Here is a 25,591-nt window from a genome sequence, read left to right as displayed (position 1 = left end):
CCGCTTCAAGCGCCCCCTCCAGGTCGGCGAGTTGCCGGTCGGTCACGGCGAGGTCGACGACCCACTCCGCGTCCCGAATCTTGGCCTCCGCGTGGTCGAGGACCGTCTGGGCGTGTTTGGTCACGTTGATCTCGTGTTCGCCGAGGGGAGAGTGCTCCCACCGGTCCTCGATCTCCGAGGCGACGTCGGAGAGGCGTGCGCTCTTGTGGTGGAGGTCCTCGATGAACTCGACTGGGTCGCACGCGCGCGCGTGCAACTTGTCTCTATCGAGCGTCTCCACGTATCCCATCTGCTCCAGTTCGTTCAGGATGTCGTAGATGCGCGGGACCGGGATCGAGCAGTTCTTCGCCACGTCGACGGCCGGCGACGTACCGCGTTCAAGCAGCGTCAGGTACGCGTCGGCCTGGTACTCCGAGAGCCCACCGTCTACGAGTCCGTCCAACAGGGTCCGCCTATCCATAAGTATCGTTCATTATCTATATAGCATCATCCTCCTTAATAATGAGTGTGATAACTATAATATTAAATTCTGAAACGGCCGGTACCAGCGTGGCCTCCCACCCGTTTCCGGGTGATACCCGTCAGGGAGCTAGCGGAGTTCGAATCGCTTAAGGGGACGAACGGGATACTGTGGGGTAACTCGCTGGACGACGGGCACCAGCGGGCACCTGTCTGTACAGGTCGGGATGTGAGTCGCTAGCGGTCGAGTCGACCGCGGCGCGACTTGAACCACGCAACGCCCGTGGTGAACACACATGGCACGAAGCTTCTACTCCCACATCAGGGACGCCTGGAAGAACCAGGACGACGACGACAAGCTCGCGGAACTGCAGTGGCAGCGGAAACAGGACTGGCGCGAACAGGGCGCCGTCGAGCGCATCGACCGCCCGACCCGTCTGGACAAGGCCCGTTCGCTCGGCTACAAGGCCAAGCAGGGCGTTATCGTGGCCCGCGTCTCCGTCCGCAAGGGCGGGGCCCGCAAGGTCCGACACAAGGCCGGTCGCCGGTCGAAGCGGCAGGGCGTCACCCGCGTCACCCGGCGGAAGAACATCCAGCGCGTCGCCGAGGAGCGCGCCGCGCGGACCTTCCCCAACCTCGAGGTGCTCAACAGCTACTCCGTCGGTCAGGACGGCAGCCAGAAGTGGCACGAAGTCGTCCTCGTCGACCCGAACCACCCCGCCATCCAGAACGACGACGACCTCAACTGGATCTGCAACCCGGCCCAGACGGACCGCGTCTTCCGCGGTCTCACCGGCGCCGGTCAGCGCAACCGAGGTCTCGGCAAGAAGGGCAAGGGTAGCGAACACACCCGCCCCAGCCTCAGTTCGAACCGCGGACGCGGTAAGTAACCGACGCGGCCGTTCTTCCGTCGTTTGCGACTGTCACTATCACTCCGGCGAGCGCTCGCTACGCATTCCGGGCACCGGTTGGACGTCCAGTGGGGCCGGAGAGAAAACGCTGGACGGTGTGACGCGATGAACCGGTACCCGTGGACGAACGGAACGCGACGCCCTCATAGTGGTGGTTGTAACTATATCAGGATGCAGACACTACCGGCGGTGAACCGGAGCTGAACCGGCCGGTTGCGAAGAGACACCGGTAAAGAATTACAACCACCACTATCAGGGAGCTCCAGACCCGGAACGGGGCGGGTTGACGAACATGCCGTCGACGAGCGCGAGCAGTCCGACGGCCGCCGCCCCCGTCAGGACGACGCGTGTCGGTACGGAGACGAACACGCTCGCGAATCCGGCGAGCAAGAACGCCGCCGGGATGACGGCCAGAACGAGGTCGTATCGCGAAAGCTGCCGTCGAAGGTCAGTTCGTTCCGCCGTGTCGTCGATGCCACTGGCCATCGTTCGTTCTCACCTCCGCCCGGAACTTCGACCTGATCCGACTAAAGTGTTATGTTAATCAAGTTTTCCGAACACACACCGCCGTGTTTCCGTGGTTTGCTGTTGCCTAAGTCGAATATTTAGATATTATTTGTGAACTGATCCTGGCTGTGACGAGGTGGGGCGAGTCGGGTTCTGCAGCATTTATCTGTGAGGAATTTTATATGCGAGCTATGGACCTGACGGGGAACGACGCACCGGGGTGTGGGACCGGGCGGAGACGACGTCGGCCGCTGTCCGTGACGGCGACCGTGCTCGGAAAGAAGTGGCATCCGCTTATCGTGTCTGTGCTGCTCGAAGCGGGCGCCCTGGGATTCAACGAACTGAAAGAGCGAGTACAGGGCATCTCGGACAAAGTGCTCTCCGAGAGCCTCGACGACCTGGAGGAACGCGACCTGGTCGACCGGACCGTCATCGACGACAAACCGGTCCGCGTCGAGTACTCGCTCACCGAGTGGGGCGAGCAACTCGAACTGGTTGTGACGGCGATGGACGAGTGGGGAAAGCGGTACCTCGACGCGCACGGCACGGATCCCGCTGCCGACTGACGAGAGGAGAGAAGGCATTCGGATTTTTCGAGCCCGATCGCTGCTCGTGGCTCTGCCGTTCGCAGTGTGACGTCCCCTCCCTACTCCCGCTCACGGCTCGTTTCACTCGCCGTTCGCATCACGAAGGCCCCTCCCTGCGGTCGGCGCCTTCCTACTCCTCGATCACTTCGATCCCGCGATTGTTGACCGCGGCGGGGTCGAGACCGACCTCTTCGAGGAACTGCTTGTACTCGCGCTCGCACTGCTCGGCGTCCTTCTGCTTGTCGCTGGCCCGGTCACACAGCGCGACCAGGTCCTCCGGGACGTCGTTGGTGTAGACGATCCAGTGGTTGATCAGGTCCGAGAGCCGGCGGATGGGCGAGGTGAAGTGGCCGTAGATCTCGAAGTTCAGCGCGTGGTGGCCGCCGAAGGGGTCGTTCATGTACTTCGCCCGCGGCATCACCTTCATCACGGCCCACTGGATCTTGTCGAGCTGACGCTTGGGCGCCTGTTCCAGCGTTGCGTTGACGGCCATCCGCGGGTCGTCCCACGAACTCCCGGGGATGGAGACGCCGTCGAGTTCCTGGATTTCGACGAGGGCCTCGTCCCACTCCTCCGGGCTGGGCTGGGGGTGGACGCGGTACATCGCCTCGACGCCGCGGCCCCACATGAGTTCGTGCGTGACGGCCTTGTTGGCCTTGAGCATGCACTCCTCGATGATGGTGTGGGCTCGGTCCCGGCTGGGGTTCAGGACGAGCGACCCCTCCTCTTTGCGCTGTTCGTGCATCGCGTCGGCGAGGTTCCAGACGAGGTCCGTCTTCTCCGCCAGGTCGACGCTCTGGTCTTCGAGCAGGTCGGCGGCGCTCTCGGGTTCGTCCAGCAGCGTCTCGGCCTCGGAGTAGGTGAGTCGCGCGTCGCTCTGGATGACAGACTTGTAGATGTCGATGGTCTCGTAGCCCAGATCCTCCTTGTCGAGGTGCATCTCGACGGTGTGGGCGAGGCGGTCCTCGTTGGGGACCAGGGAGCAGACCGTCTCGGCCAGCATCGGCGGGAGCATGTGGATGGTGTAGTCGGGGAGGTAGACGGTGTTGGCCCGCTCGACGGCCTCGTCCCACATCGCCGTGTCCGGGTTGACGTAGTGAGTGACGTCGGCGATGTGGACCCACAGCACGTACTCCTCGTCCCGCTCCTCGACGGAGATGGCGTCGTCGAAGTCCTGGGCGTCGATGGGGTCGGTCGTCCAGGTCGTCATCTCCCGGAGGTCCTCGCGCTCGTCGATCTCCTCGGCGATTTCCTGCTGGACGTCGGTGGTCCGTGCCTCGGCCTCCTCCATCACCGCCGGGGGGAACTCGTCGCGGATCTCGAACTTCTCGAACAGCTCCTCGCGCTTGTTGGCGAGGTGGCGGGCCACGTCCTCGTCGACCTCGACGGGACCCTGGCCCTCGACGGTGCCTGCCGCGGCCTGCGCGTCGTCTGTGGTCATACGCCGGCTACGGAGGGTGTGTAGTTAGGAGTGTCGGGAGGCTGGTTTGAGCGCAGCGAAAACCAGCTTACAGCGAGCGGGAGCGAACGGAGTGACCCGTGAGCAGGCAGGGCACGCCCGGAGGGCGGCCCTCGGTTAAGTGAGCGGGAGCAACCACCGGGAACGGCCCGCCGAGCGAGCGAGAACGAAGAAAACGCAGTCCGCGGACGGTGAGACGCCCTACTTCGGCGAGTCGCGCCCCCGCACGAGGTCGTGGTACTGCTGGAGGAAGCGGGCCTGGTCGAGTTCGCCGGCGCCGGCGTCGTCGAGGGTGTCTTCGAGACCGCTCCGTGGCTGGTGGGTCAGGTCGCGATGGCAGGGCTTGCAGAGGTACTCGAACTCTTTGTCGCGGCGGTTCCACCGGTCGCCGTGTTTGTCGTACTCTCGGGCGTCGGTCCGGTCCACGGACTCACCGCAGGCGATGCAGGTGACGACGTCCCGGGAGCGCCGGGATCCCAGCATGGAAACTAGTTGGTTCGCCGACCTATTTATCGTTTTTCGCACGTCGGCGACAGCACGTCCGCTCGTCCGTGACTGGTCTGTCAGGACGGTCGAATCGAGCACGCGTCGTGCACCAGCACTGCGAGAGCGGGCGATTTATCTCCGGGCCACTGCACAGTCAGGGTATGAACGTCAAGTCGCGCCACCATCTCCGGGCGGACGCCATCGACGACATCGAGACGGCCGTCGCCGACAACCTCGGCGTCGATGTCGAAGCCGACAGCTACGAGAAAGTCGAGTTCGACGACAGCGACTGGGAAGTCGTCCTCGTCGACGGCGAGCCGCTCGTCCTCTACGTGGACGAGGAGCCGTTCCTCACCGTCCAGGGCCTCAACGCTTTCCCGCCGACCGAACACATCGTCACCGTCGACGCCGGCGCCGTCTCGTTCGTCTCCGACGGCGCGGATATCATGCGCCCTGGTATCACCGAGGCCGACGACGACATCTCAGAGGGCGACCTCGTCGCGATCAACGAAGAGTCCCACGGGAAGTTCCTCGCCGTCGGCCGCGCGAAGACCTCGGGCGACGACATGGTCGGCGACTCCGGCAAGGTCGTCGAGTCCATCCACCACGTCGGTGACGACCTCTTCGAGTTCTCGGTGTAGGCGGAGAGGAAGAGCATACCGCGGCGAGCGTAGCGAGTCGCGGTTTCCACCGGTCGCGAGTGAAACGAGCGACCGGCCTTTTTCATCGACGTTTTTCGAGGACCCTTCCCGCAGCGAACGAAGTGAGCGAGGAAAGGGGACGAAGAAAAAGGTCGTCTGACGTAAGACCTATACGGATTCCACCCACCTTGGGGAATATGGGATTGATGAGCAAGATTCTGGGAGAGGGCGGGTCGTCTCGCCAGACCGAGGACTACGTCGAACTGCACGCGGACGACTTCGACCTGGGCTCGGAAGAGGCAGAGCGGCAGGTCCGGATCGCCCGAATCGGGAACAAGCAGGACGTCATCGAGATCAAGGACGCCGTCTACGACGGCGACATCGTCGTCGCCGACATCACGCGCCACAGCACGCAGGACCGGACGATGGAACAGATCAGCGACGAACTCAAGCGCGTCGTCAACGAGGTCGGCGGCGACATCGTCCAGAAGGACGACGACCAGTTGCTCATCACGCCGGCGGGCGTGGCGATCAGCCGCGAACGCCTCGGCCAGTAACGCGACGTCGGACGGATCTTCGACGCCGGTTTTGTCGACGTAACTCCACGACGAGAGCCGTTTCAGCACCCTTTTGCGTGGCCATCGGTTTCGAGTAGCCAATGACGGCACCCGCCATCGACGTCCGCGAGCTACGCAAATCGTACGGTGACGTGCAGGCCCTCGACGGCCTCTCGCTCACCGTGGAGTCGGGGGAGTTCTTCGGGCTGCTCGGGCCGAACGGCGCGGGCAAGACCACGTTTATCAACTCGCTGGTCGGGCTGGTCCACGCCGACGGCGGGACCGCGGAGGTGTTCGGCTTCGACGTCGAGGCCGACTACCGCGAGGCAAGGGACCGCATCGGCCTGGCGCCCCAGGAGTACAACGTCGATCGGTTCTTCCCCATTCACGAAGTCCTGGAGCACAAAGCCGGTTACCACGGCGTTCCCCACGACGTGGCCGAGGAGCGGGCGGCCGAGGCGCTGAAGACCGTCGGCATCTGGGACAAGCGCGACACGCGCTTCGACTGGCTCTCCGGCGGGATGAAACGGCGGTTCGTGCTCGCCCGCGCGCTCGTCTCCGACCCGGATCTGCTCATCCTCGACGAGCCCACCGCCGGCGTCGACGTAGAACTCCGTCGGGACCTCTGGGAGCTCATCACCGACCTGAACGACGACGGGACCTCCATCCTGCTGACGACCCACTACATCGAAGAGGCCGAGCGGCTCTGTGATCGGGTCGCCATCATGAACGAGGGGAACAAGGTGGAGGTCGCGACGCCCCAGGACCTGATGGAGCGAGGAACCGACACCGTCGAAGTGGGACTGGAGTCGGCCCCGACCACGGCGCCGACGCTCGACGTCGACGGCGTCCACGGCGTGACGGTCGAGGGCGACACGCTGCTGGTGACCGCCGCCGGTGGGAGCACGCTCGCGCCGGCGGTGATGCGCGACCTCGAATCCCAGGGGTACACCGTCACCTCGCTGGACGTCCGCCGGGCGTCACTGGAGGAGGTGTTCGTCGACCTCACGAGAGCGGAGCGCACACAGAGCGTCGAGACGGAGGTGGCACAGTGAGAAGTACGGGCTTCCGGACGCTACTGCGCCGGGAGATCCTCCGGTACGTCCGTCGGCCGCGCAACACCTTCCTGCCGCCGGTGATCACGAATCTCCTCTATTTCACCGTCTTCGGCGTCGTCCTCGGGGCGCGTATCGACCTGGGCGACGTCGGCCTCCAGCAGACCGGTCTCTCGCCCAGCGAGGCGTACATCCTGTTCATTCTGCCCGGCCTCGTCGTGCTCGGGATGATCTCCAACGCCTTCGAGAACGCGTCGTTCTCCATCTTCCACGGGCGCTGGAACGAGTACATCCACGAGGTGCTCACCTCGCCGCTGTCCCACACCGAGATGGTACTGGCCTACGTCACGGCGTCGGCGCTGCGCGGCGTCGTCGTCGGCCTCATCATCTGGGCCATCGGCTGGCTGTTCGCCCCGGTACCGCTGGTCAACCCGTTCTACCTGCTGGCCTTCACCGTCGTGATCCCGGTCCTGTTCGCCGGCTTCGGTCTCATCGGCGGGCTCTGGGCGGAGGACTTCGACTACCTGACGGTGATGAACCAGTTCATCATCCGGCCGCTGGTCTTCTTCGGCGCCGTGTTCTACCCGCTGGAGGCCCTGGACGGCATCGCCCTGACGGTGTCGTACTTCAACCCGATGGTGTACATGGTCAACGGCGTCCGGTACGGCGTCGTCCCCGGCGCCGTGGACGTCGCGCCGGACGTTTCGCTCGCGGTGTTGACGGGGCTGACCGTCGCCGTCGTCGCCATCGACGTCGCGCTCGTCAAACGCGGTTACGGGCTCGTTGAGTGACGGACTGGGGCACCGCTCGGCGGCGTTGATCAGGCGGCCAGAAACCGGAATGCCGGGTTGTGCTGGCGGCAGACCGCCAGTCACTGTCCGCCACCGGCGGGGCGGGACAAACTATGACAGGGCGCACGCCGACCGGGTACCCAGCCGATCGGCGACCGCACGAGCCGGGCTCGTGACCCGGATATTTTCGAGCCGCCTCCGGGCCAGGCGTATGATAACGTATGTCACACACGTACTTAGGAGTGACGACTGTTCGGGTCGGTTCGAATCGCTCGACGGAGACAGGGACCGCCTAGACGTCGTCGGGCGCGTCGGCGTCGTCCTCGACGTCGCGTTTCATGGAGTCGCGGCGAGCCTTGGCGTCACGGCCGGTCGCCTCCTCGAGAAAGTCGTTCTTGGCGTTGACGGCGTCTTCGGCGGCGTCGACGTGACCCTCGGCGATGACGTCCTCGGCCGGCCGCTCGGTGATGTTGAGCGCCAGCTTGTTCTTCTTGCCACTGAACTCGATAGTTCCGGCGACGACGCGCTCGAACACCGGATTCTCTGGCTCTTCGACGACCAGGAGGTCGTTCCCCTTGTACTCCTCCGTGTCGGTCGGTTCACCGAAGTAATCCTCGACAAATACCTCCATGTCAGGGACGCGATCTTCGAGGTGTTCCCCCCGACGCATCTTGTACTCTCGCATGCAAATCGGTTTGTGTGGGACCCGCCTTACTCTTTTCGCGTTTCGTCCCGTGGTTCGTGGACGAGCGATCCCTTGCGACAGTCGGGACAGAAGTCACCGGCTCGCAGCGAGGAGTCCTCTACCAGTGTCGTGTAGCCACACTGGGGACAGCGGAACTGGCCGTCCGGAATGGTGACGGCGGCGTTGTTCTCCGTCCCGGCGTCCGGGGCCGTGATCGGTTTCTCGTCGTCAAGCGCGTCGCTCGGTGCCCACGCGTCGTCGCGGTCGTCGTCTGGCTCCTCCGGCCACGCGCCGGGCTCCCGGCCGCCGTTACCGTCGTCGCTCTCGTCGTCCTCGTCGATGAACACGGCGTCGTCCTCGACCGGTTCCTCCTCGACCGGGTCGCTGCCGATGCCCGTCTCCTCGATGGAGGGGTCGGCGAGTTCGTCGTCCACGACGTCGTCGTCGGCCTCGGCGTCCAGGATCTCGGCGCCCTCGGTGGCGTCGACCGGGGTATCGCCGACGGCAGTTCCGTCGTCCGCGTCGACGGGGCCGTCGAACTCCTCGTCCGCGCTCCCGGACGTCTCGACGGTGTCTTCGCGGTCGTCGCCAGCGTCGTCAGCCTCGTCGGCGGAATCGGACGTCACGTCCTCGGCGTCGGCGACCGGTTCCGTCTCGTCCGATTCCGTCTCCTCGGATTCGTCCGCGGGCTCCTCGCTCGCACCGGCGGGCTCGTCCGGCGTCTCCAGCGTCGTGACTTCCTTGTTCTCGGAGACGACCCGCTCCTCCTCGCAGCGGCGACAGGCCTCGATCTCCCGGATGGTGATCACGACCTCGCTCCCCTGTTCCTCACGGTCGCGTTCGACCGTCGCGTCTCCGAACTTGTGTCCAAGGACGGAGCATTTGAGACCCATTGTCACGTCATGATTCGCTGCGAAACATAAGCCTACTGCTTGCACCCCGCGATCTGATACGTTTGCCCGCGGTCGCCGGACGGCCCGATGCCGCCGGCCAGTTACTGGGTCGAGGGATAAGCACAAGAGTGATCCACGTGTATCTGCGGGATATGAGAGTGAAGCCGGCGTATCGTGACCGTGACGAGACGGAGGTCGCGGTTCTCGACGCACTCGCCGACCGGCGCGAGGAGGGGATGACCGTGTTCGAGATCCGGTCGCGCGTCGACGCCGACATCGACCACCTCGAAGACGCGCTCGCCGAACTCAAAGAGGACGACCTGATCCTGGTGAACCACGAGAACGAGCGGACCGTCATCGTCCCCGAAGACGGCGTCGTCGGCCCGGCAGACGTCGACGACGACGAGTCACTGCTGGACGCGCTTCGGCGGCGCCTGCCGCTGTAACCGACCGATCGCGGGCCACTCGCGTCGAATCACTACGCGCTCAGTGTCCTGGTAGCCGTCGCGCCGTCCACCCGCTGACTGACTCAGTCCAGTCGGTACGTCCCGACAGTCCGTGCGGCGTAGCCGCCGCTCACACCACCGATGAGCGCGAGCAGTACCGTCGTCCCGACGAGGCCGAGCGCGGCGAGGACTCCATCGCCATACGGGACGCGCGGTCCGACGAGTGAGGCGAGGACTGGATGCTGGGTGACCAGCACCGGGATAACGGCGACCCCCAGCAACACGGCGTACCCGACGAACGCCCAGGTGCTCGGGACGACCACCGCGTGGCTCCTGACCGTGGTCGTCTCGAACCGTGGGAAGACGACGCCGACGCCAGCGGCGACGGCCGGCGCACCGACCGCGACGACGATTCCGGCGCCCGCCGCGGCGGCGATGGCCGAAACACCCAGCCCGGCAGCGACGCCCAGTGGGGCGGCGAGCGCGACCGCCAGGATGGCGGCCGGAAGCCCGCCGGCGAGGGCCAGGCCGGCGACGAACTGCGTCCCTGAGACCGTCGAGGTCAGCGTCGCGGGCAACACGTCGCCCTCGCCGCCGAGCGGGTTGAGCGAGAACGCCGCGCCACCCGCGATTCCGCTCGCCAGCGCGGCCAGGAGGGGGAGCGACGCCGGGACGGTCCGCTCGATCAGGGCAACCTGCACCTGGAGGACGAGCAGGAAGAACGGGAAGATCGCGAACTGGACCGTGAAGGGGGACCGGCGGGCGCGGCGCCAGCACTTCTGGGCGACGACGCGCGTCTGGCGGGGGACGCGGCCGGCGAGGAGCCGGTCCGACAGCGTCGTCGCCCGCGGGTCGAACGCGTGGTCCGGCTGGACGCGGTCCAGGTACCACACCCGCTCGGCGAGCGCGTCGACGGCGACGGCGAGCACCGGCACGCCGACGAGCAGCGAAGCGACGGCGCCGACCGCGAACGGCGGTCGCGCCGCTATCCCCGGGACGGCGAGGAACGTCACGTCGGCGTACCACGCGAACGGCGTCGCGGCGGCGGCCCGGAACGCGGCGTGCTGGACAGCCGGCACGGCGTTCAGCGAGATGTACGCTACCGGGACGCCCACGGAGAGCACGAGTCCGATGCCTGCCCGGTGGCGCGAGACGAACTCGGACCGACCCGCGACGTACTTCGCGACGAGGCCGAGCGCGTACCCCGCTAGCAGCCCGGTGATGGCCAGCGCGAAAAGGAGCGCGAGCAGGACCGCACCGGCCAGGGCCGAGCCGGTGCCGAGCCCGAACCCCACGACGATTCCCACGGTCGGGAGGAGGGCCACGGCACCGACGCGCCCGAACTCGGCCACCAGCAGTCCGGAGAGGACGTCCCGGTACGGCGCGGTCGTCAACAGCCCGTCGGGGGCATCGGGTTCGCCGGTGTGCTTGATCGCCCGCTGGACGGTCACGGCGAATACGAGCCCAGTCAGCCCGGCGAGCGCGGCGCCAATGACTGGACGGGCGAGCGAGAACGAGCCGTCCACGAGCGCGCCACCGAGAGCCCACGCGCCGGCACCGAGTCCCAGCCCGTACAGCGGCAGAACGATACCACCGGCGGTCAGCATAAGCAGCCCCCGCTTCGTGTCGGTGAGAGTGCGCCAGCTCCGGCGCAGTTCAACCCGGGCGACGAGAGCGGCGTGACGACCGCTCGGCCGCCGGCTCATCGCTGGACGTCTGGCGCGTCCGCTTCGACCGCGCTGTCCCCCGACGGCGCCTCGGCGGTCACGTCGAGGAAGACGTCCTCCAGCGAGCCGTCACCGACCTCGGCACCGTCTTCGACGCGGCTGGTCAGCTCACCGGGGCTCCCCTCGGCGACGAGGCGGCCGTCCGAGAGCACGCCCACCGTGTCGGCGAGTTCCTCGACGACCGGGAGGATGTGCGTCGAGAGGAAGATGGTCGTCTCCTCGCGGGCGACTTCGGCGATGACGTCCCGGACGGTCCTGGCCGCCCGCGGGTCCAGCCCGCTCGTCGGCTCGTCGAGGAAGAGCACGTCGGGCCGGTGCGCCAGCGCCTGGACCAGCCCGAGCTTCTGTTTCATCCCCTTCGAGTACGCCTCGACGCGACGGTCGGCGTCGCCTGCGAGGTCGAAGCGCTCCAGCAGGTCCTCGACGTGGTCCCAGTCGTCGACGTCCCGCAGCCCCGCGACGTACTCCAGTTGCTCCCGGCCCGTCAACTCGCCGTACACCGGCGGCTGCTCCGGCAGGAAGCCGAGATGCTCGACGACGGCCGCCCGGTCGCTGACCGGCTCGCCGGCGATGCGGGCCGTCCCCGCCGTCGGCGTCGTCAGCGTGGTGAGCATCCGGAGCGTCGTCGTCTTTCCCGCCCCGTTCGGGCCGAGAAAGCCGTAGATTTCGCCGCGCGGAATCGAAAGATCGAGGTCGCGCACCGCGACCGCGTCGTCGAACTCCTTGCGGAGCCCCGCGGTCGCGATTGCCGGCGGACACATGCTAGTCATCGCTCCTGCCAGACCCAAATGTCTTCGCGTGGAGGGGATGGGGCCGACGGCGGTCGGTTCGTCGGCGCAGCCGCCAGTTAGCGACGCCGGAGCCCCTCGCCGAGCAGAAACAGCGAGAGAACCGGGAGTCCGATCACGACTCCGATGGGAGGTGCGAGAACGTCCCAGTTCATGATTCGTACCGGTTGGATCTGGACGAGGACCAGGGTCGCCACGGCAGCGCCGGTCACTGCGACGCCGAGCGAGGGCCACAGGGCAGCGACGGGAATCCCCGCACGGCCGGCCAGTTCCCGTCTCGCGACCAGCGCGACCGGTGGCGAGACGGCGACCCCGAGCCAGACCGAGTCCGGCAGTGGCATATCCAGCGCCCCCGGCACGAACTGCATCCAGACGAAAAACGAGACGTTCGCCGCGAGCCCGACGGTGAGCGCCGTCGCGGCCCGACCGTACCGAACGCGGGCCGAGAACAGGCCGAGCGCGACGCCGAGGAGGCTGGCGACGGCCGCCACGCCGACCGCTGCGAACGTGACGACGCCGAGGGCCTCGACCGTCGCACGGATCGGTGACTGCGGTATTTGCCCGACTGGTACCGGATCCAGCAGGAGGCTACCGACGACGCCGATAGCCAGGAACACGCCGAAGCCGGCGAGACCGGCCTGGACGCGCCGATCGTTCCAGAGAACGGTGTCAAGGTCACTGACGCCTGTACCGCCGTCGGGCACAGCGGCGTCGGCGCCCGCGTCCGCGCTTCCGAACCACCCGCTACCCTCGGCAGAGAACGCCACCTCGCGGGCGACGACGCCGACGAGACCGATCAGGACGATCGCCGCCCCCGCGGCGAAGGTGAGGGGGACGTCTTGGTTGTAGTTCGCTTCCCTGTATATGAGTCCCAAACCGCGGATATTGGCCGCGTACTCGACGTAGACGACGGTTCCCAGGATCCACATCCCGAAGAGCCAGGCATCGATCAGCCAGCCGCGGTTTCGGGGCTCACGGACGAGGATACGACCGGTCGCCGCGGCGATGGGAAGGGCCAGGACGGTCGCTTCGAGCCAGTTGCCCAGGGACCCACCTGCGCCGGGCGAGAGCCACGCCCACCCGATCGAGATGCCCAGCGCGTAGCAGCCGAACAGGACGACGGGCACCGGGAACGCGCCGAGGTATCCGAACACCTCCACGAGTCGGCGAGCGCCGGGGCTTCTCCGCGAGAGCGCGACGAGCGCGCCGCCGAGGACGGTCGCCACGACTGCGACCTGTCCGAGGAGCAGTAGCGTCGTCGACAGGGCGGTGAACACCATGTCGATTACCGGCTCCTGGTACAGTATCGACAGGCCGAAGTCGAAGGTCAACACGCCGAGAAACGACTCGACGAAGGACGCGGAAACCGCGCCGTCGAGCGCGGCCTGCATCTCGTCGTCCGCGCGGACGAGGATGCTGGCCGCAACCGCGGCGAAGGCGACCCACGTCCAGGCGGCGAGCGCGACGCCACGGAGGAGGGGGACCGCAAGGGAGGACAGGTCTGGGCGATCCATAGCAACCGTCCACGACGGCGACTGATAATATTTCCTCATCGTGTCGTGGATAGAACGATCACGTTGCCCCGGTCCAGACCAGGCGTTCGACGGGAGTGTTTTTGACTGCGGGCGTCCCACTCGCACGTATGCGCGTGGTCACCTTGCTCCCCTCCGCGACCGAAATCGTCTACGCCCTCGGCGTCGAACCCGTGGGCGTCTCCCACGAGTGCGACTACCCGCCGGAGGCCGCGGCGTTGCCGTCGGTCAACCGCTCCCGCGTCGACCCGGAGGCGTCCAGCGCGGAGATAAACGAACAGGTGGCCGACGCGGAGGCGGACGACGGCGTCTACGCGGTCGACCGGGAGGCGCTGGCCGCGGTCGACCCGGACCTGTTCGTCACCCAGGGCGTCTGCGACGTCTGCGCGGTCGATCACGTCCTCGTCGAGGAGGCCGTCGCCGACCTGGGTCTGGACGCCGAGGTGCTGACGATGGACGTCCACAGCCTGGCGGACCTGTTCGAGAGCATCGAGCACATCGGCGAGGCCGTGGGCGAACGCGAGGCCGCCACTGAACTGGTCGGGAGCCTGCGGGAGCGCGTCCAGGCAGTCGAACAGACGACGGCCGAGGTGTCTGCGAACGACGGCGACGACGGCCCCCGCGTTGCAGTGCTGGATTGGCTCGACCCCGTGATGGTCGCCGGCCACTGGGTCCCGGAGATGGTGGAGAAGGCAGGTGGAATATACGAAATGGAAGACGCGGGCGCACACTCGCGCCCGCGAGAGTGGGAGGAGGTTCGGGCGTACGACCCCGAGGTGCTCGTCGTCGCGCCCTGCGGGTTCGACCTGGACCAGACCCGTGAGAACCTCGCCGACGTGACCGAGCGAGCGGGCTGGGACGAACTGAGCGCGGTCCAGAGCGGTCGGGTCCACCTCGTCGACGGCCACAACTACGTCAACCGGTCCGGGCCGCGCCTCGTCGACACGCTGGAGTTTCTGGCGGCGCTGATCCACCCCGACGAGTTCGACCGGCCGCCGGCGGACGCGGTCCAGTCGCTGGCGACGGCACAGCGATAGCTTTCTCCCGAATTTTCCGCCCTTCCCGCCCGTCGCTCAGTCCGACAGCGAGCAGCGGCCCTCGTACGAGACACTGCTGACGGAATCGACGCTGGGGTCGTCGCCGCAGACCGGACAGTCGGGGTTTCTGTTGACCGGCACCTCGTCGAACGACATCGCCGAGGCGTCGAACGCGAGCAGGCGCCCCTCCAGCGAGTCGCCCTCGCCGACGATCCATTTCACGACCTCCGTCGCCTGGAGACAGCCGACGGTGCCGGGGAGCACGCCGAGCACGCCGGCCGTCGAGCAGTCGGGGACGGTGCCCTCCGGCGGGGCCTGGGGGAAGAGACAGCGGTAACACGGCCCCCCGCCGGAGAAGGTCGTAACCTGCCCCTCGAAGCGGTAGACGGCGCCGTGGAAGAAGGGCGTCCCGGCGACCGTGCAGGCGTCGCTGACCAGGAAGCGCGTCGGGAAGTTGTCCGAGGCGTCGACGACGAGGTCGTACTGTCCGACGAGGTCGGCGGCGTTCTCGCTGTCGAAGCGCGTCTCGTACGTCTCGACGGTGACGTCGGGGTTCAGGTCGGCGACGAACTCCCGGGCGCTCTCGACCTTCGACCGGCCGACGTCCGCGTCGCCGTGGATCACCTGGCGCTGGAGGTTCGAGCGTTCGACGACGTCGTCGTCGACGATTCCCAGGGTGCCGACGCCGGCGGCCGCGAGGTACTGCAGGACCGGCGACCCCAGGCCGCCCGCACCGACGACGAGCACGCTCGCCTCGAGCAGGGCTTCCTGGCCCGCCGGGCCCACGTCGTCCATGATGACGTGGCGCGAATAGCGGTCGAGCTGCGTGGCGTCGAGGTCGACCATGCGTGAGCGTCGCTGCCGAGGGCCAAAAGGGGTGCGGGTCCGCGGCGTCGACGCCGACGACCGTCCGTGTACGGCGTACGCAACTGGCCACAACCGGCTTTAGAGTGGCAGGCACACAGTCGCCAATGGCACTCGTCGGCGAAGGCGTCCTCGCCACACCCATCCTCTCGGCGACGGTCGCCGAACTCGACGACGCGGAGTTACAACTCGAGGAGATACGGTCGATTCCCGACGAGCGACTCAGATTTCTCGTGTGGGTCGCGGAACGACACCTCCCTGGGTTCGAGGCGGCGGTGGCGACCGACGAGACGGTCCGGTCGTTCCGGCACCTCACTCGCACCGACGACCGTCGGCTCTACCGGCTCACGCTCTCGGAGACGGGCCAGGACGTCTCGACGTACCTGGTCGCCGCCGAGGCGGACATCGTCGTCCTCGACCTGACGGTTTCGGCTGACGGCATGCGGTTCGTCGCTCGGATACCCTCGCGCGACGCGTTGCGGGCCTACGCGGAGGCCTGCGGGAATCAGGACGTCGGATTTCGGTTGAACCGGCTGTACGAGGACGGAACGTCTGACGACGCGAGTGGTGGAATGGAGTACGGATTGACGGAACCCCAGTACGAGGCCCTGAGCAAGGCGCTGGAACTGGGCTACTTCGAGGTTCCCCGTGAGACCTCCGTGAGCGAAATCGCCGCCGCGCTCGACGTCTCGGGACAGGCGGTATCGACCCTGCTCCGCCGCGGGGAGAAGAACCTGCTGGAACACACACTCGGCGAGCGGTGACACTTAAAAGGTTGCCCAGAAACAACACGCACCCATTCGTGCCCGTGGGGCGTACCAGGCGGTAGTAGATGACTGTTGATTGTAACGATCCAGCCGCCGAACTGCCAGACGGAACCACAACGTGCCGAGTCAGACCGGACGAGGCGCCCTCGCTCGCCGTCGTGCGTGCCGTCGCTGCGGCGTCCGGGCTCGACCCCGTCGGGGCTGGCACAGGAACGGACTCGCTGGATCCACTCGCAGAGAGCATCGACCCCGAGGCGCTCGATCGCATCGTCGAATCCGGGTGCGCCGACCCCGGAGACACCGTCTCCATCGAGTTCTCGTACGCGGACCGCCTGGTCACTGTTCGCGGCGGGGAGACGGTCTGTGTGACGGTCGACTGACGTTCACCGGTCCCGTCCCCCGGTTCTCGTGCCTCACCGCCACCGAGACAGCGCCGCGAGGCAGCCAGCCCAGAGGAGTACCGTCGCCGGCCAGGAGTGACCGCCGAGTTCGACGCCCACGCGAGTCGTCGTGATGGGGTACAGGAGCGGGACTGCGGCGGGCGTCGTCGCGTCGATGGCCAGTTGCGAGGCGTAGGCGACGCCGACCGCGAGGCCCGCGGACCGGCGCCAGCGGGCGACCAGTAGCGTCAGGAGGGCGGCCGCGAGAACGGTGTGCGTGACGCCCCGGTGGACGAGCGGCGGCTGCCACGCCAGCGGGAAGAGCAGGTCGATGTCGGCGGCGACGCCGCCCAGCAGGCCCCAGGCCGGCTCGTCGACGAGCACTTTCCCGAGAGTGTACCCAACCAGCGCGTGCGTGGCCACGGCTGTCCAAAGGTAGAGCGCGTGGTCACCGACTGGCAGGCCGACCGGCACGCGTCGACCTCAGCAGTCGTAGAGGTCGCGGTACTTCGCGTCGGCGTAGTCGAGGAAGTAGTCGGCGGTGAACTCCTCGCCAGTCGCCTCCCGTATCAGGTCGTCCGTCGTGTAGCGGCTGCCGTGGGCGTGGACGTTCTCGGTGAGCCAGTCGTGGATGGGGTCGAAGTTCCCCTCGCGAATCTGGCCGTCGAGACTGCCCAGATCGTCCTCCGCGGCTGCGTAGAGCTGTGCTGCGAGCACCGACCCCAGCGAGTACGTCGGGAAGTAACCGAACGAGCCGTGGGTCCAGTGGATGTCCTGCAGGCAGCCCTCGCTGTCGGTGTCCGGGCGAACGCCGAGGTACTCCTCCATCTTCTCGTTCCACACCTGCGGCACCTCGCTCACGTCGAGGTCGCCGTGGATGAGGTCCCGCTCGATCTCGAAGCGCAGGACGATGTGCATGTGGTAGGTGAGTTCGTCAGCCTCGACCCGGATCAGGTTGTCCGGGTGGACGGTGTTCGCGGCCTCGTAGAACTCGCCGGGCGCGGCGTCGACGCCGAGGTGGTCGTCGACAGTGTCGGCGAACAGGTCCCAGAACGGCCGTGAGCGGCCGACGTGGTTCTCCCAGAGGCGCGACTGGGACTCGTGGACGGAGAGGTCCCGGGAGTCGCCCAGCGGCGTGCCGTAGTGCTCCCTGGGCAGTCCCTGCGTGTACGTCGCGTGGCCGAACTCGTGAATCGTCGACCCGACGGCGTCGAGCGGGTCCTCGGCCTGAAACCGCGTCGTCACGCGGGCGTCGAACTGCGTCCCCGTCGAGAACGGGTGGGGCGCGGTGTCGAGGCGGCCGCGGTCCCAGTCGTAGCCCAGCGTGTCGAGAGCGGCCCGGACGAGTTCCTCCTGGTCGGCCTCGGCGTAGGTGCCGTCGAACGGGTCGGCGAGTTCGACGTCGCTGTCGTCGATGTCGTCGATGAGTGGCACGAGTTCGTCGCGCAGGTGTTCGAGGATCTGTTCGGCGGTGTCCAGACCGAGGTAGGGTTCGTACTCCTCGAACAGCACCTCGTATGGGTCCCGGTCGGGGTCGATGGCCTCCGCGTACTCGCGCTTGAGCTGGATGATCTCTTCCAGGGTGTCGGCGTAGGCGTCGAAGTCGTCCTCTGCCTTGGCCTCCTTCCAGACGGGCAGCGCGTTCGAGGTGGTCTCGGAGATGCGCTCGACGAGGTCCGAGGGGACCTTCACCGCCCGCTCGTGTTCCCGGCGAGTCTCCCGGACGTTGGCCTGCTGCCCTTCGTCCAGATCCTGTCCGTCGAGTTCGTCGAGCCACCCCGCCAGGTCGTCGTCCGTGAGCATCTCGTGACTCACCGTCGACAGCGTCGAGAGCTGCTTGGCGCGGGCGGGCGTCCCCTCGTCGGGCATCATCACCTCCTGGTCCCACTGGAGGACGCCCCCGGCGTCCCCGACGTAATGATACCGCTGGACGTGGTTTTCGAAGCGCTCGTAGGTGTCGTCGGCGTCGGCTTCCGCCTCTGCTTCGGCGTCTGTCGTCATGGCTCGTGATTGGACGGGGCACGGTAAAACTGCCGCGCTCGATGGTCCGTTGGTGGCGGTTGGCGAGGTGGTCTTCTGATCAGTGTTTCTGGTCCCTGTGAGGGTGAGTTGAACGGGTGTTTTGATGGGATAGCGCTGGAAGAACGGAGACCGCCAACACCCAGAAATCCCTCGACGCGCTCCGGCACCGAAAGACTCGCTTGTCTTTCGAGCTGCTGGAAAATCTCCGATTTTCGGACGACAGCGAGTCGCACGAGGCGAGCGCGCCGAGGGCTTTCGAGGTGTTTGACTTCGTGCGAAAAGCGACAATCCCGGAACCCGCCAAACGCTACGTAGCTAATCTGAACTGACCACGCTAGTTTCATAGTCCAACCAGTTACAGACCCAGACGTGACCCGACAGACAGTCTCCAGCGATACGGTGTGGGAGGAGGAAGTGGGCTACTCGCGGGCCGTCCGCGTCGGCGACCGCGTCGAGGTGTCCGGTACGACGGCGACGGACGACGAAGGAGAAATCGTCGGCGTCGGTGACCCGTACGCCCAGGCCAGCCAGGCCATCGACAATATCGAGAGCGCGCTGGAGGAGGCCGGCGCCTCGCTCGAAGACGTGGTCCGAACGCGCATGTTCGTCACCGACGTCGATGATTACGACGAAATCGGTCGCGCCCACGGCGAGGCCTTCGGCGATATCCGGCCGGCGACGAGCATGTACGAGGTCGCGGCGCTGGTGGACCCGGACATGCTCGTCGAGATAGAGGCCGCGGCGGTCCTCGAGGACTGATAGTGGTCGTTGTAAGCCCTTACCGGCGTTCGACGTGGACGGTACCGGCGAACGCCGGTAAAAAGTTACAACGACCACTTTGAGGACGCCCACCGCGTCCCGACTCACTCGGCGTCGGGGCTCTCATTTCAGAGCCCCACCTTCGGCTCGGCCCGGAGTCAGACGCCGGCCAGCGGATACCAGACGGTCCGGCTGAGGCCGATGACGACTGCGAACACGACGCCGTAGGCCACGTGGAGGCCCGCGAACACGGCCCAGTCGCCGGTCCCGACGAGGGCGAGCGGCGTCACGTCGGTCCGGACAAGGAGGGCCATGACGGCGAACAGCGCGACGCCGACCGCGAGTCCGACGGCGAGGGCGCTCGGGAGGGTGGTCACGACCTCGCCGGGAAGCCCAGCGAGGCCGACCACGATCCACGGGACGAGCGCCCCGGCGAGACCGCCATAGAGGATCTGGACCACCAGCCCGGACCTGACGAGGTACCGGGGCCGTCTCCCCGTGACCGTGCCCAGGAACTTCGCGCCGAGCGGTTCTGTGTCTGCCAGTGTGTGCATCAACGCCGTCATCACGATCGTTCCCAGGATCCCCCCGAGGAACCCGACGACCGTGATCGGTTGTGGTGCCCCCATCGATACGGGCGACTCGGATCGGTGGCTAATAAACCTGTATCTCTGCCGTCCGAAACCACCTTCGTCCGGCCCGCTACGTATCTATCAGCCGACACCACCCGCCGTAGACCGCACCGGGTTCGCGGCGCTGGTCGACCCCGGCCCGCCGTCGAGGCAGGTGCGGCCGTCGTCGGGGACGAGTGGGGTCCACCGAATGTCGACTCACACGACGTCGGGGCTCTCGTCCCAGGCGCCCTCCGGGGGTTCGACCCACGGCCGCCTCGTTTCGAGCGGGAAGCGCTCCCGGGCCATCTCGACGCCCAGCGCGACCCGCTGGTCCGCCCCGTCGAAGTGCGCCGGGCCGAGCAGCGGGTTGACGCTCGATATCTCCTCGTGGGCGTAGACGTCGACGCCGTCCTCGCCATCCACGCCGTCCTCGCCTGGGAACAGCATGAGGTGGAGCTGTCTGTCCGCAAGCGGCGAGTCGCGAGTCACCCAGGAACCGACCTCCGGGCCGTCCTCGCGGACCTTCAGCCGCGAGAACGGATTGCGGACGAACTCCTCCCGCCAGAGCAGTTCCTCGAATTCGCCGCGGTCGCCCGGATAGGTGCCGGCGTACTCCCCCTCCGTGATGGGGCGCGGGCCGGCACGGTAGTCGAGCGCGGTACCGAGCGCCCGCGAAGCGGTGCGACGGACGGGTTCCCACCGCCGGCCGACGGGGCCGACGTTCCACGCGAAGGGGAGCCCGTACGTCTGGAGGAGGCCGACGGTGGCCCCCGCCGCAGTGAGGGTCCGCATCGCGAGCGTACGGACCGTGAGCGCGCGGAGACCAGCCATCGGTCGATCAGAGGAGCGGAGGCCAAATGAGCGTGACGTCTAGCGCGACGGAAATGCAAACAAACATGTGTAATTTCATCGACCTCCGGAACATGCATCGGGCGACGTGGGGTTTAGTGATTGTGGTGGTGCTCGTGGCGGGCGGTGGTCTCGTCGCCGCAACGGCCGACGACCTCTGGATCCAGTTCCGGTCCACCGACTCCGCCAACGACCTCACCATCGAGAACGAACTTTCTGAACGGGTCGCCGTGGCCGTCACCGTTCGGGAGGATGGCGCGACCGTCGCGACGGCGAACGCGAGCGTCAATCCCGGGGAACAGACCGAGATCGAGGATCTGGCCCCCCACGGGAAGTACCGACTGATGGCCGAACAGGGGAACCGAACGCTCCGATTCCCCTGGGGCGCGACCGGCTGCGCTCATTCGACCATCGAAGTCACCAGCGGGGGGCTGGAGAGGTCTGTCATCGTCTGCTGAGCGTTACAGCGACTCGGCGACGCCGCGGTAGATGCGGTAGCACCGCTCCAGCACGTCGATGGAGACGCTCTCGTCGGCGGTGTGGGCTTCTCCCGGTTCCGCCGCGCCGACGACGACGCACTGAGTCCCTGCTCGGGCGAGGTTCCCGGCGTCGGTAGCGTGGGGTTTGACGACGTGTTCTGGCGCCCCATCTTGCGACTCGCTGGCGACGTCCAGCACCAGGTCGGCGAACGCTGCGTCCTCGCAGGCCATCGGCGGAAGGTCCTGGTCGACGGTCCACTCGACGCCTGGAATCTCCTCGACGCGCTCGATGGGGGCGCGCTCGCCGGGGACCGTCCGCTCGTCGACGGTCACCTCACAGCGCTCGGGGACGACGTTCCAGGCCGACCCGCCCTCGATCTCCGTGACGGCCACGCTCCCGGCCACTTCGTGGCCCATGACATCCGTCGACGGAAAGTCCAGGTCCCGGACCACGCCGACGGCGTCGCTGGCGCGGTAGATGGCGTTCTCGCCCGATTCGGGTTCGCTTGCGTGGGCGGCGGTGCCGCGGGCGGTGACGGTGCTTCCGCGACGGCCCTTGTGCGCGACGGCGACGTCGGTGACTCCTTCGGCGGAGTAGCCCGTCGACCCCTCGCCGACGACGGCGTAATCCGGCGCGAACCCGTCCTCGACCGCCGCTTCGGAACCCAGACAGCCGGATTCCTCTGCGACGAAGGAGACGAAGACGAGTTCGCAGTTGAGGATGGCTGGGTCCACGTCCCGCAGTGCGCACATCGCCGCCGCGACGCAGCCCTTCATGTCGGCCGTGCCGCGGCCGTAGAGGCGGCGTTCACGTGTCGCTTCGCTCCCGTTCGCGCTGTCCGCGCCCTCACTTCGCTCGGGCGCTCTCCCCTCCCGCCGTTCGACGACGTACTCACCACGCTCGTCGATCTGGGAGTCGTCCGGCGGGACCACGTCGTGGTGGCCAGCGAGCGCGAGCGTCGTCTCGCCCTCGCCCACGCGCGCGAAGACGTTTCCGTGCCCGTCTCGCTCGACGGCGGCGTCTGTCTCGTCGCGGAGCCACGCCTCGACGAAGTCCCCCGCGGCGGTCTCGTCCTCGTGACTCGGAATCGAGACCAGTTCACGCGTGAGGTCTGCGACGTCCATAGGCCATCGTCACCGCCTGGCGACAAAAGCGTGGCCGGGTCACTCGCGGGCCCGTCGACCCATCGCCTCCCAAAAAGGACTTCCCGCCGATAGGCCAACGTAAGCGCAATGAGTACTCCCTCCGACCACGCCACAGAGGACTACACTGTGCGTGGCTCCGTCCCTCCCCTCCGAGAATGGTTGCGCGTGTACGTCATCGGCCTGTTCATGGGCACCGCCGACGCCGTCCCGGGCGTCTCCGGCGGGACCATCGCGCTCATCGCGGGCATCTACGAACGGCTGATCTCCGCGGTGACCGCCGTCACCCCGCAACGGTTCGTCCGGGGCGTCACCGCCTTGCTCCCGATTCGCGGCGGGGTCTCGATACCCCGAGCGCTCGACGTGTGGGAGGACGTCGACGGCTGGTTCCTGATCGCGCTGCTGGGCGGTATCTTCACCGCCGTCATCGCCGTCACCGGCGTGGTCGAGTGGGCGAACGAGTACCACCCGCGGGAACTGCTGGGTTTCTTCTTCGGCCTCATCGCCGCCTCCGCAGTCATCCTGCTCCGCGCCATCGATATCGAGGGAACCGACGAGATAGCCGCCGCCGTCGCGGGGTTCGCGGTGGCGTTTCTGGCGTCGGGGATCAACTCGGGCGGCGGCGATAGCAGCCTCCTGCTGGTGTTCGTCGCCGGCGCGTTCTCGGTCAGCGCGATGATCCTCCCCGGCATCTCGGGGTCGCTGATGCTCGTCATCCTGGGACTGCACGCGTACTTGTCGGCGCAGTTGCACGCGTTTCTCGGCGCGCTCACCGGTATCGTGAGTGGCGGCTCCCCGGCCGACGTCGTCGGGTCTGGCAGCGTCGTCGTGGCCTTCATCGTCGGCGGGCTGATCGGCGTCCTGACGATCGCCCGGATCATCAGGCGCGCGCTCGACGCCAACCACGGGGCGACGCTGGCCTTCCTCGTCGCCCTCGTCGTCGGCGCGCTCCGCGCTCCGGTCTTCCAGATCGGACAGAAAGGGTACACCTGGAGCCAGGAGACGATACTGCTCTTCGGCGGCGCCGCCGTCGTCGGCGCCGTCATCGTCCTCGTGCTGGACTGGTACGCCGTCGACATCGACCTCGAAACGGTCTGAGGAAGGCGAGGGAAAACCGACGGGCGACCGAGCGGCTGGATTGCGGGCTCGCGGGGTCCCTGGGCACCGCGAAGGCCGTCCGGTATCCGGGCGCTTATCACCGCACGACCGCTGCATTAAGGTATGAACATCGTTCCGGACACGAGCGTGGTCATCGACGGCCGCGTGTCCGAGCAGATCGACGCCGACGCGGACGCGGAGTCGACGGCGAGCGGTAAGGGCTTCGCCGGCGCGACCGTCATCATCCCGGAGGCGGTCGTCGGCGAACTCGAATCGCAGGCCAACGACGGCCGCGAGACCGGCTGGGAGGGGCTCGAAGAGCTCCAGCGGCTGGTCGACCTGGACGACGACGGCGAGATCGACGTCGAGTACGTCGGTCGCCGACCGGACGCGCTGGAGAAGCGCGACGCCGGCGAGGGCGAGATAGACGCGCTCATCCGCGACGTCGCACAGGAGGAGGACGCGACGCTGTTCACGAGTGACGACGTGCAAGCACAGGTCGCTCGCTCGAAGGGCATCACCGTCGAGTACGTCGAACCCCGCGGTCGCGACGTCGAGCGCCTGCAGATAGAGAACTTCTTCGACGAGGGGACGATGAGTCTCCACCTCAAAGTCGGCGCCAAACCGATGGCCAAGCGCGGCTCCATCGGCGACATGCACTACCAGACCATCCGCGACGACGTCGTCACGGAGGCGGAGATCAAGGAGTACGTCGCCGACATCGAGGACGGCGCTCGCGCCAGCCCCGAGGGATTCGTCGAACTCGACGAACCGGGGATGACCATCGTCCAGTTCCGCGACTTCCGTATCGCCGTCGCCCGGCCGCCGTTCTCCGACGCGACGGAGATCACCGCCGTCCGTCCGATCGTCAAGACGGACATGGACGACTACGAACACGCCGAGGAACTGCGCGAGCGGCTCACCGACCACCAGCGCGGCGTCCTCATCTCCGGGGCACCCGGCGCCGGGAAGTCCACGTTCGCCCAGGCCGTCGCCGAGTTCCTCACCGAGGCCGACTACGCCGTCAAGACGATGGAGAAGCCACGGGACCTCCAGGTCGGCCCGGAGATTACCCAGTACACCGCGCTGGGCGGCTCGATGGCCAAGACCGCCGACTCCCTGCTGATGGTCCGGCCCGACTACACCATCTACGACGAGGTCCGGAAGACCGACGACTTCGAGGTGTTCTCGGACATGCGACTGGCCGGCGTCGGGATGGTCGGCGTCGTCCACGCGACGCGCGCCATCGACGCGCTCCAGCGCCTCATCGGCCGCGTCGAACTCGGTCTGATCCCGCAGGTCGTCGACACGGTCATCTACATCGAGGACGGCCAGGTCCACACCGTCTACGACGTGACGACGGAAGTCAAGGTCCCCGAGGGCCTGATGGAGGAAGACCTGGCCAGGCCCGTCATCCTCATCCGCGACTTCGAGACCGGCCAGCCCGCCTACGAGATCTACACGTTCAACCGCCAGGTCGTCACCGTCCCGCTCGGCGAGAACGCGAACGGCGACAGCGGGCCCGGCAAAGATTCGGGCGTCGACCGCATCGCCAAACAGGAGATCGAACGGGAGATCCGTTCCATCGCCCACGGCCACGTCGAAGTGGACCTCAAGAGCCCCGACACCGCCGTCGTCTGGGTCGAGGAGAACGACATCTCCCAGGTCATCGGCAAGGGCGGCGGCCGCATCACCGACGTCGAGAACCGCCTCGGCATCGACATCGACGTCCGCACGCTCTCCGAGAAGCCCGCCTCCGCAGGCGGAAACTCGGGTGGTGGTGGCGGCGGTGCAGCCACCGGCCAGCCCGGCGAAATCGTCACCCCGGAGATCACCTCCCGCCACGTCGTCGTCCCGATGGACGGGCATTCGGGCGACACCGTCGAGGTCCAGGCCGACGGCGAGTACCTCTTCACCGCGACGGTGTCCCGCGGCGGCGAGATCCAGATCTCCCGGGGCAGCGCCATCGCTGAGGAGATGGAGCAGGCCATCGACCGCGGGAAGACGATTACTGTGGTTCCGTCCTAGCGACCGAAACGCAGCCGTCCTATCAGA

Annotated in this window: 29 protein-coding genes; 14 read left to right on the top strand and 15 right to left on the bottom strand. The window is 67.2% G+C overall.

What is annotated here, in order from left to right:
* A partial coding sequence (locus AC5FRV_RS17870; RefSeq protein WP_493562439.1) for a TrmB family transcriptional regulator occupies positions 1-460 on the bottom strand: 460 nt, incomplete at its 3' end.
* A 295-nt stretch (positions 461-755) separates the two neighbouring features.
* Between AC5FRV_RS17870 and AC5FRV_RS17865 the strand changes: the two genes are divergently transcribed.
* Entirely contained in the window at positions 756-1,349 is a 594-nt protein-coding gene (locus AC5FRV_RS17865) for a 50S ribosomal protein L15e (protein WP_493562438.1), read from the top strand.
* 273 nt (positions 1,350-1,622) lie between these two features.
* Here the strand turns inward: AC5FRV_RS17865 and AC5FRV_RS17860 are convergent, their stop codons facing one another.
* Complete coding sequence (locus tag AC5FRV_RS17860) at positions 1,623-1,856, bottom strand: DUF8015 family protein (RefSeq protein ID WP_493562437.1); 234 nt, start codon at positions 1,854-1,856, stop codon at positions 1,623-1,625.
* A 212-nt stretch (positions 1,857-2,068) separates the two neighbouring features.
* On the opposite strand from AC5FRV_RS17860, the gene AC5FRV_RS17855 reads away from it, so the two are divergent.
* On the top strand, positions 2,069-2,443 hold the full coding sequence (locus AC5FRV_RS17855; RefSeq protein ID WP_089816541.1) for a winged helix-turn-helix transcriptional regulator: 375 nt from the start codon (positions 2,069-2,071) through the stop codon (positions 2,441-2,443).
* A gap of 151 nt (positions 2,444-2,594) precedes the next feature.
* On the opposite strand, the gene AC5FRV_RS17850 is transcribed toward AC5FRV_RS17855, so the two are convergent.
* Entirely contained in the window at positions 2,595-3,905 is a 1,311-nt protein-coding gene (locus AC5FRV_RS17850; protein WP_493562436.1) for an RNB domain-containing ribonuclease, read from the bottom strand.
* Between the two features lie 219 nt (positions 3,906-4,124).
* Positions 4,125-4,406: a DUF7562 family protein gene (locus AC5FRV_RS17845; RefSeq protein ID WP_089816539.1), complete on the bottom strand. Its 282-nt coding sequence runs from the start codon at positions 4,404-4,406 to the stop codon at positions 4,125-4,127.
* Positions 4,407-4,570: 164 nt separating this feature from the next.
* On the opposite strand from AC5FRV_RS17845, the gene AC5FRV_RS17840 reads away from it, so the two are divergent.
* The 4 genes from AC5FRV_RS17840 (at position 4,571) to AC5FRV_RS17825 (ending at position 7,453) form a co-directional block, all read left to right on the top strand.
* Positions 4,571-5,050: an RNA-binding protein gene (locus tag AC5FRV_RS17840; RefSeq protein WP_493562435.1), complete on the top strand. Its 480-nt coding sequence runs from the start codon at positions 4,571-4,573 to the stop codon at positions 5,048-5,050.
* Between the two features lie 197 nt (positions 5,051-5,247).
* Complete coding sequence (locus AC5FRV_RS17835; RefSeq protein ID WP_089816537.1) at positions 5,248-5,607, top strand: cell division protein SepF; 360 nt, start codon at positions 5,248-5,250, stop codon at positions 5,605-5,607.
* A 101-nt stretch (positions 5,608-5,708) separates the two neighbouring features.
* A complete protein-coding gene (locus AC5FRV_RS17830) occupies positions 5,709-6,662 on the top strand; it encodes an ABC transporter ATP-binding protein (protein WP_493562434.1) in 954 nt (317 codons plus the stop codon).
* Positions 6,659-7,453 carry an ABC transporter permease gene (locus tag AC5FRV_RS17825; RefSeq protein WP_493562433.1) on the top strand — a complete coding sequence of 265 codons (795 nt, stop codon included), beginning with the start codon at positions 6,659-6,661 and terminating at the stop codon, positions 7,451-7,453. The genes AC5FRV_RS17830 and AC5FRV_RS17825 overlap by 4 nt, the downstream gene beginning before the upstream one ends.
* Before the next feature lie 292 nt (positions 7,454-7,745).
* Here the strand turns inward: AC5FRV_RS17825 and AC5FRV_RS17820 are convergent, their stop codons facing one another.
* Positions 7,746-8,138, bottom strand: a complete 393-nt coding sequence (locus AC5FRV_RS17820; protein WP_493562432.1) for a DUF5611 family protein — start codon at positions 8,136-8,138, stop codon at positions 7,746-7,748.
* A 26-nt stretch (positions 8,139-8,164) separates the two neighbouring features.
* Positions 8,165-9,031 (bottom strand): DUF7093 family protein, encoded by an 867-nt coding sequence (locus AC5FRV_RS17815; protein ID WP_493562431.1) that lies wholly within the window; start codon positions 9,029-9,031, stop codon positions 8,165-8,167.
* A 152-nt stretch (positions 9,032-9,183) separates the two neighbouring features.
* Between AC5FRV_RS17815 and AC5FRV_RS17810 the strand changes: the two genes are divergently transcribed.
* Complete coding sequence (locus tag AC5FRV_RS17810) at positions 9,184-9,477, top strand: DUF6432 family protein (RefSeq protein ID WP_493562430.1); 294 nt, start codon at positions 9,184-9,186, stop codon at positions 9,475-9,477.
* Between the two features lie 83 nt (positions 9,478-9,560).
* On the opposite strand, the gene AC5FRV_RS17805 is transcribed toward AC5FRV_RS17810, so the two are convergent.
* The 3 genes from AC5FRV_RS17805 to AC5FRV_RS17795 form a co-directional block, all read right to left on the bottom strand.
* Positions 9,561-11,084 carry a hypothetical protein gene (locus tag AC5FRV_RS17805; protein WP_493562429.1) on the bottom strand — a complete coding sequence of 508 codons (1,524 nt, stop codon included), beginning with the start codon at positions 11,082-11,084 and terminating at the stop codon, positions 9,561-9,563.
* Positions 11,085-11,179: 95 nt separating this feature from the next.
* Complete coding sequence (locus AC5FRV_RS17800) at positions 11,180-11,965, bottom strand: ABC transporter ATP-binding protein (RefSeq protein WP_493562428.1); 786 nt, start codon at positions 11,963-11,965, stop codon at positions 11,180-11,182.
* An 86-nt stretch (positions 11,966-12,051) separates the two neighbouring features.
* A complete protein-coding gene (locus AC5FRV_RS17795) occupies positions 12,052-13,506 on the bottom strand; it encodes an ABC transporter permease family protein (RefSeq protein WP_493562427.1) in 1,455 nt (484 codons plus the stop codon).
* Between the two features lie 128 nt (positions 13,507-13,634).
* Between AC5FRV_RS17795 and AC5FRV_RS17790 the strand changes: the two genes are divergently transcribed.
* Positions 13,635-14,561 carry a cobalamin-binding protein gene (locus tag AC5FRV_RS17790; protein WP_493562426.1) on the top strand — a complete coding sequence of 309 codons (927 nt, stop codon included), beginning with the start codon at positions 13,635-13,637 and terminating at the stop codon, positions 14,559-14,561.
* A 36-nt stretch (positions 14,562-14,597) separates the two neighbouring features.
* Here the strand turns inward: AC5FRV_RS17790 and ubaA are convergent, their stop codons facing one another.
* Positions 14,598-15,407, bottom strand: a complete 810-nt coding sequence (gene ubaA / locus AC5FRV_RS17785) for an SAMP-activating enzyme E1 (protein ID WP_493562425.1) — start codon at positions 15,405-15,407, stop codon at positions 14,598-14,600.
* Between the two features lie 125 nt (positions 15,408-15,532).
* Between ubaA and AC5FRV_RS17780 the strand changes: the two genes are divergently transcribed.
* Together AC5FRV_RS17780 and AC5FRV_RS17775 are read left to right on the top strand one after the other, a co-directional pair.
* The gene (locus AC5FRV_RS17780) at positions 15,533-16,189 is read left to right on the top strand and encodes a helix-turn-helix domain-containing protein (RefSeq protein ID WP_493562424.1); all 657 of its coding nucleotides are present in this window, start codon (positions 15,533-15,535) and stop codon (positions 16,187-16,189) included.
* A gap of 68 nt (positions 16,190-16,257) precedes the next feature.
* The gene (locus AC5FRV_RS17775; protein ID WP_493562423.1) at positions 16,258-16,572 is read left to right on the top strand and encodes a HalOD1 output domain-containing protein; all 315 of its coding nucleotides are present in this window, start codon (positions 16,258-16,260) and stop codon (positions 16,570-16,572) included.
* A 33-nt stretch (positions 16,573-16,605) separates the two neighbouring features.
* On the opposite strand, the gene AC5FRV_RS17770 is transcribed toward AC5FRV_RS17775, so the two are convergent.
* Entirely contained in the window at positions 16,606-17,046 is a 441-nt protein-coding gene (locus AC5FRV_RS17770; RefSeq protein ID WP_493562422.1) for a metal-dependent hydrolase, read from the bottom strand.
* 9 nt (positions 17,047-17,055) lie between these two features.
* Positions 17,056-18,573 carry a carboxypeptidase M32 gene (locus AC5FRV_RS17765; RefSeq protein WP_493562421.1) on the bottom strand — a complete coding sequence of 506 codons (1,518 nt, stop codon included), beginning with the start codon at positions 18,571-18,573 and terminating at the stop codon, positions 17,056-17,058.
* Positions 18,574-18,963: 390 nt separating this feature from the next.
* Here AC5FRV_RS17765 and AC5FRV_RS17760 point away from each other — a divergent pair, with 390 nt between their 5' ends.
* Positions 18,964-19,353 carry a RidA family protein gene (locus AC5FRV_RS17760; protein WP_493562420.1) on the top strand — a complete coding sequence of 130 codons (390 nt, stop codon included), beginning with the start codon at positions 18,964-18,966 and terminating at the stop codon, positions 19,351-19,353.
* 158 nt (positions 19,354-19,511) lie between these two features.
* Here the strand turns inward: AC5FRV_RS17760 and AC5FRV_RS17755 are convergent, their stop codons facing one another.
* Positions 19,512-19,982, bottom strand: coding sequence for a hypothetical protein (locus AC5FRV_RS17755; protein ID WP_493562419.1), 471 nt, complete (start codon positions 19,980-19,982; stop codon positions 19,512-19,514).
* A 201-nt stretch (positions 19,983-20,183) separates the two neighbouring features.
* Entirely contained in the window at positions 20,184-20,798 is a 615-nt protein-coding gene (locus AC5FRV_RS17750; RefSeq protein WP_493562418.1) for a hypothetical protein, read from the bottom strand.
* 53 nt (positions 20,799-20,851) lie between these two features.
* Between AC5FRV_RS17750 and AC5FRV_RS17745 the strand changes: the two genes are divergently transcribed.
* A complete protein-coding gene (locus AC5FRV_RS17745) occupies positions 20,852-21,274 on the top strand; it encodes an Ig-like domain-containing protein (RefSeq protein WP_493562417.1) in 423 nt (140 codons plus the stop codon).
* A gap of 3 nt (positions 21,275-21,277) precedes the next feature.
* Here AC5FRV_RS17745 and AC5FRV_RS17740 read toward each other — a convergent pair whose 3' ends face one another.
* The gene (locus AC5FRV_RS17740) at positions 21,278-22,420 is read right to left on the bottom strand and encodes a M20 family metallopeptidase (RefSeq protein ID WP_493562416.1); all 1,143 of its coding nucleotides are present in this window, start codon (positions 22,418-22,420) and stop codon (positions 21,278-21,280) included.
* A gap of 108 nt (positions 22,421-22,528) precedes the next feature.
* Here AC5FRV_RS17740 and AC5FRV_RS17735 point away from each other — a divergent pair, with 108 nt between their 5' ends.
* Both AC5FRV_RS17735 and AC5FRV_RS17730 read left to right on the top strand, forming a co-directional pair.
* Positions 22,529-23,536, top strand: coding sequence for a DUF368 domain-containing protein (locus tag AC5FRV_RS17735; protein ID WP_493562415.1), 1,008 nt, complete (start codon positions 22,529-22,531; stop codon positions 23,534-23,536).
* 123 nt (positions 23,537-23,659) lie between these two features.
* Complete coding sequence (locus AC5FRV_RS17730; RefSeq protein ID WP_493562414.1) at positions 23,660-25,564, top strand: PINc/VapC family ATPase; 1,905 nt, start codon at positions 23,660-23,662, stop codon at positions 25,562-25,564.
* Positions 25,565-25,591 lie beyond the last annotated feature (27 nt).

This window comes from Halomicrobium sp. HArcel3 (assembly GCF_058933135.1).
Note: the sequence above shows the minus strand (reverse complement) of the source record. Positions and strands in the feature narration are given on the sequence as shown.

Bases quoted from the DNA above. Each gene is read 5' to 3' on its own strand.
- AC5FRV_RS17735 (WP_493562415.1), top strand. From the start codon at position 22,529: ATGAGTACTCCCTCCGACCACGCCACAGAGGACTACACTGTGCGTGGC.
- ubaA (WP_493562425.1), bottom strand. From the start codon at position 15,407: ATGGTCGACCTCGACGCCACGCAGCTCGACCGCTATTCGCGCCACGTC.
- AC5FRV_RS17730 (WP_493562414.1), top strand. From the start codon at position 23,660: ATGAACATCGTTCCGGACACGAGCGTGGTCATCGACGGCCGCGTGTCC.
- AC5FRV_RS17740 (WP_493562416.1), bottom strand. From the start codon at position 22,420: ATGGACGTCGCAGACCTCACGCGTGAACTGGTCTCGATTCCGAGTCAC.
- AC5FRV_RS17810 (WP_493562430.1), top strand. From the start codon at position 9,184: ATGAGAGTGAAGCCGGCGTATCGTGACCGTGACGAGACGGAGGTCGCG.
- AC5FRV_RS17855 (WP_089816541.1), top strand. From the start codon at position 2,069: ATGGACCTGACGGGGAACGACGCACCGGGGTGTGGGACCGGGCGGAGA.
- AC5FRV_RS17840 (WP_493562435.1), top strand. From the start codon at position 4,571: ATGAACGTCAAGTCGCGCCACCATCTCCGGGCGGACGCCATCGACGAC.
- AC5FRV_RS17805 (WP_493562429.1), bottom strand. From the start codon at position 11,084: ATGCTGACCGCCGGTGGTATCGTTCTGCCGCTGTACGGGCTGGGACTC.
- AC5FRV_RS17835 (WP_089816537.1), top strand. From the start codon at position 5,248: ATGGGATTGATGAGCAAGATTCTGGGAGAGGGCGGGTCGTCTCGCCAG.
- AC5FRV_RS17765 (WP_493562421.1), bottom strand. From the start codon at position 18,573: ATGACGACAGACGCCGAAGCAGAGGCGGAAGCCGACGCCGACGACACC.
- AC5FRV_RS17775 (WP_493562423.1), top strand. From the start codon at position 16,258: ATGACTGTTGATTGTAACGATCCAGCCGCCGAACTGCCAGACGGAACC.
- AC5FRV_RS17750 (WP_493562418.1), bottom strand. From the start codon at position 20,798: ATGGCTGGTCTCCGCGCGCTCACGGTCCGTACGCTCGCGATGCGGACC.
- AC5FRV_RS17815 (WP_493562431.1), bottom strand. From the start codon at position 9,031: ATGGGTCTCAAATGCTCCGTCCTTGGACACAAGTTCGGAGACGCGACG.
- AC5FRV_RS17745 (WP_493562417.1), top strand. From the start codon at position 20,852: ATGCAAACAAACATGTGTAATTTCATCGACCTCCGGAACATGCATCGG.
- AC5FRV_RS17845 (WP_089816539.1), bottom strand. From the start codon at position 4,406: ATGCTGGGATCCCGGCGCTCCCGGGACGTCGTCACCTGCATCGCCTGC.
- AC5FRV_RS17780 (WP_493562424.1), top strand. From the start codon at position 15,533: ATGGCACTCGTCGGCGAAGGCGTCCTCGCCACACCCATCCTCTCGGCG.
- AC5FRV_RS17755 (WP_493562419.1), bottom strand. From the start codon at position 19,982: ATGGGGGCACCACAACCGATCACGGTCGTCGGGTTCCTCGGGGGGATC.
- AC5FRV_RS17830 (WP_493562434.1), top strand. From the start codon at position 5,709: ATGACGGCACCCGCCATCGACGTCCGCGAGCTACGCAAATCGTACGGT.
- AC5FRV_RS17865 (WP_493562438.1), top strand. From the start codon at position 756: ATGGCACGAAGCTTCTACTCCCACATCAGGGACGCCTGGAAGAACCAG.
- AC5FRV_RS17790 (WP_493562426.1), top strand. From the start codon at position 13,635: ATGCGCGTGGTCACCTTGCTCCCCTCCGCGACCGAAATCGTCTACGCC.
- AC5FRV_RS17850 (WP_493562436.1), bottom strand. From the start codon at position 3,905: ATGACCACAGACGACGCGCAGGCCGCGGCAGGCACCGTCGAGGGCCAG.
- AC5FRV_RS17860 (WP_493562437.1), bottom strand. From the start codon at position 1,856: ATGGCCAGTGGCATCGACGACACGGCGGAACGAACTGACCTTCGACGG.
- AC5FRV_RS17800 (WP_493562428.1), bottom strand. From the start codon at position 11,965: ATGTGTCCGCCGGCAATCGCGACCGCGGGGCTCCGCAAGGAGTTCGAC.
- AC5FRV_RS17795 (WP_493562427.1), bottom strand. From the start codon at position 13,506: ATGGATCGCCCAGACCTGTCCTCCCTTGCGGTCCCCCTCCTCCGTGGC.
- AC5FRV_RS17820 (WP_493562432.1), bottom strand. From the start codon at position 8,138: ATGCGAGAGTACAAGATGCGTCGGGGGGAACACCTCGAAGATCGCGTC.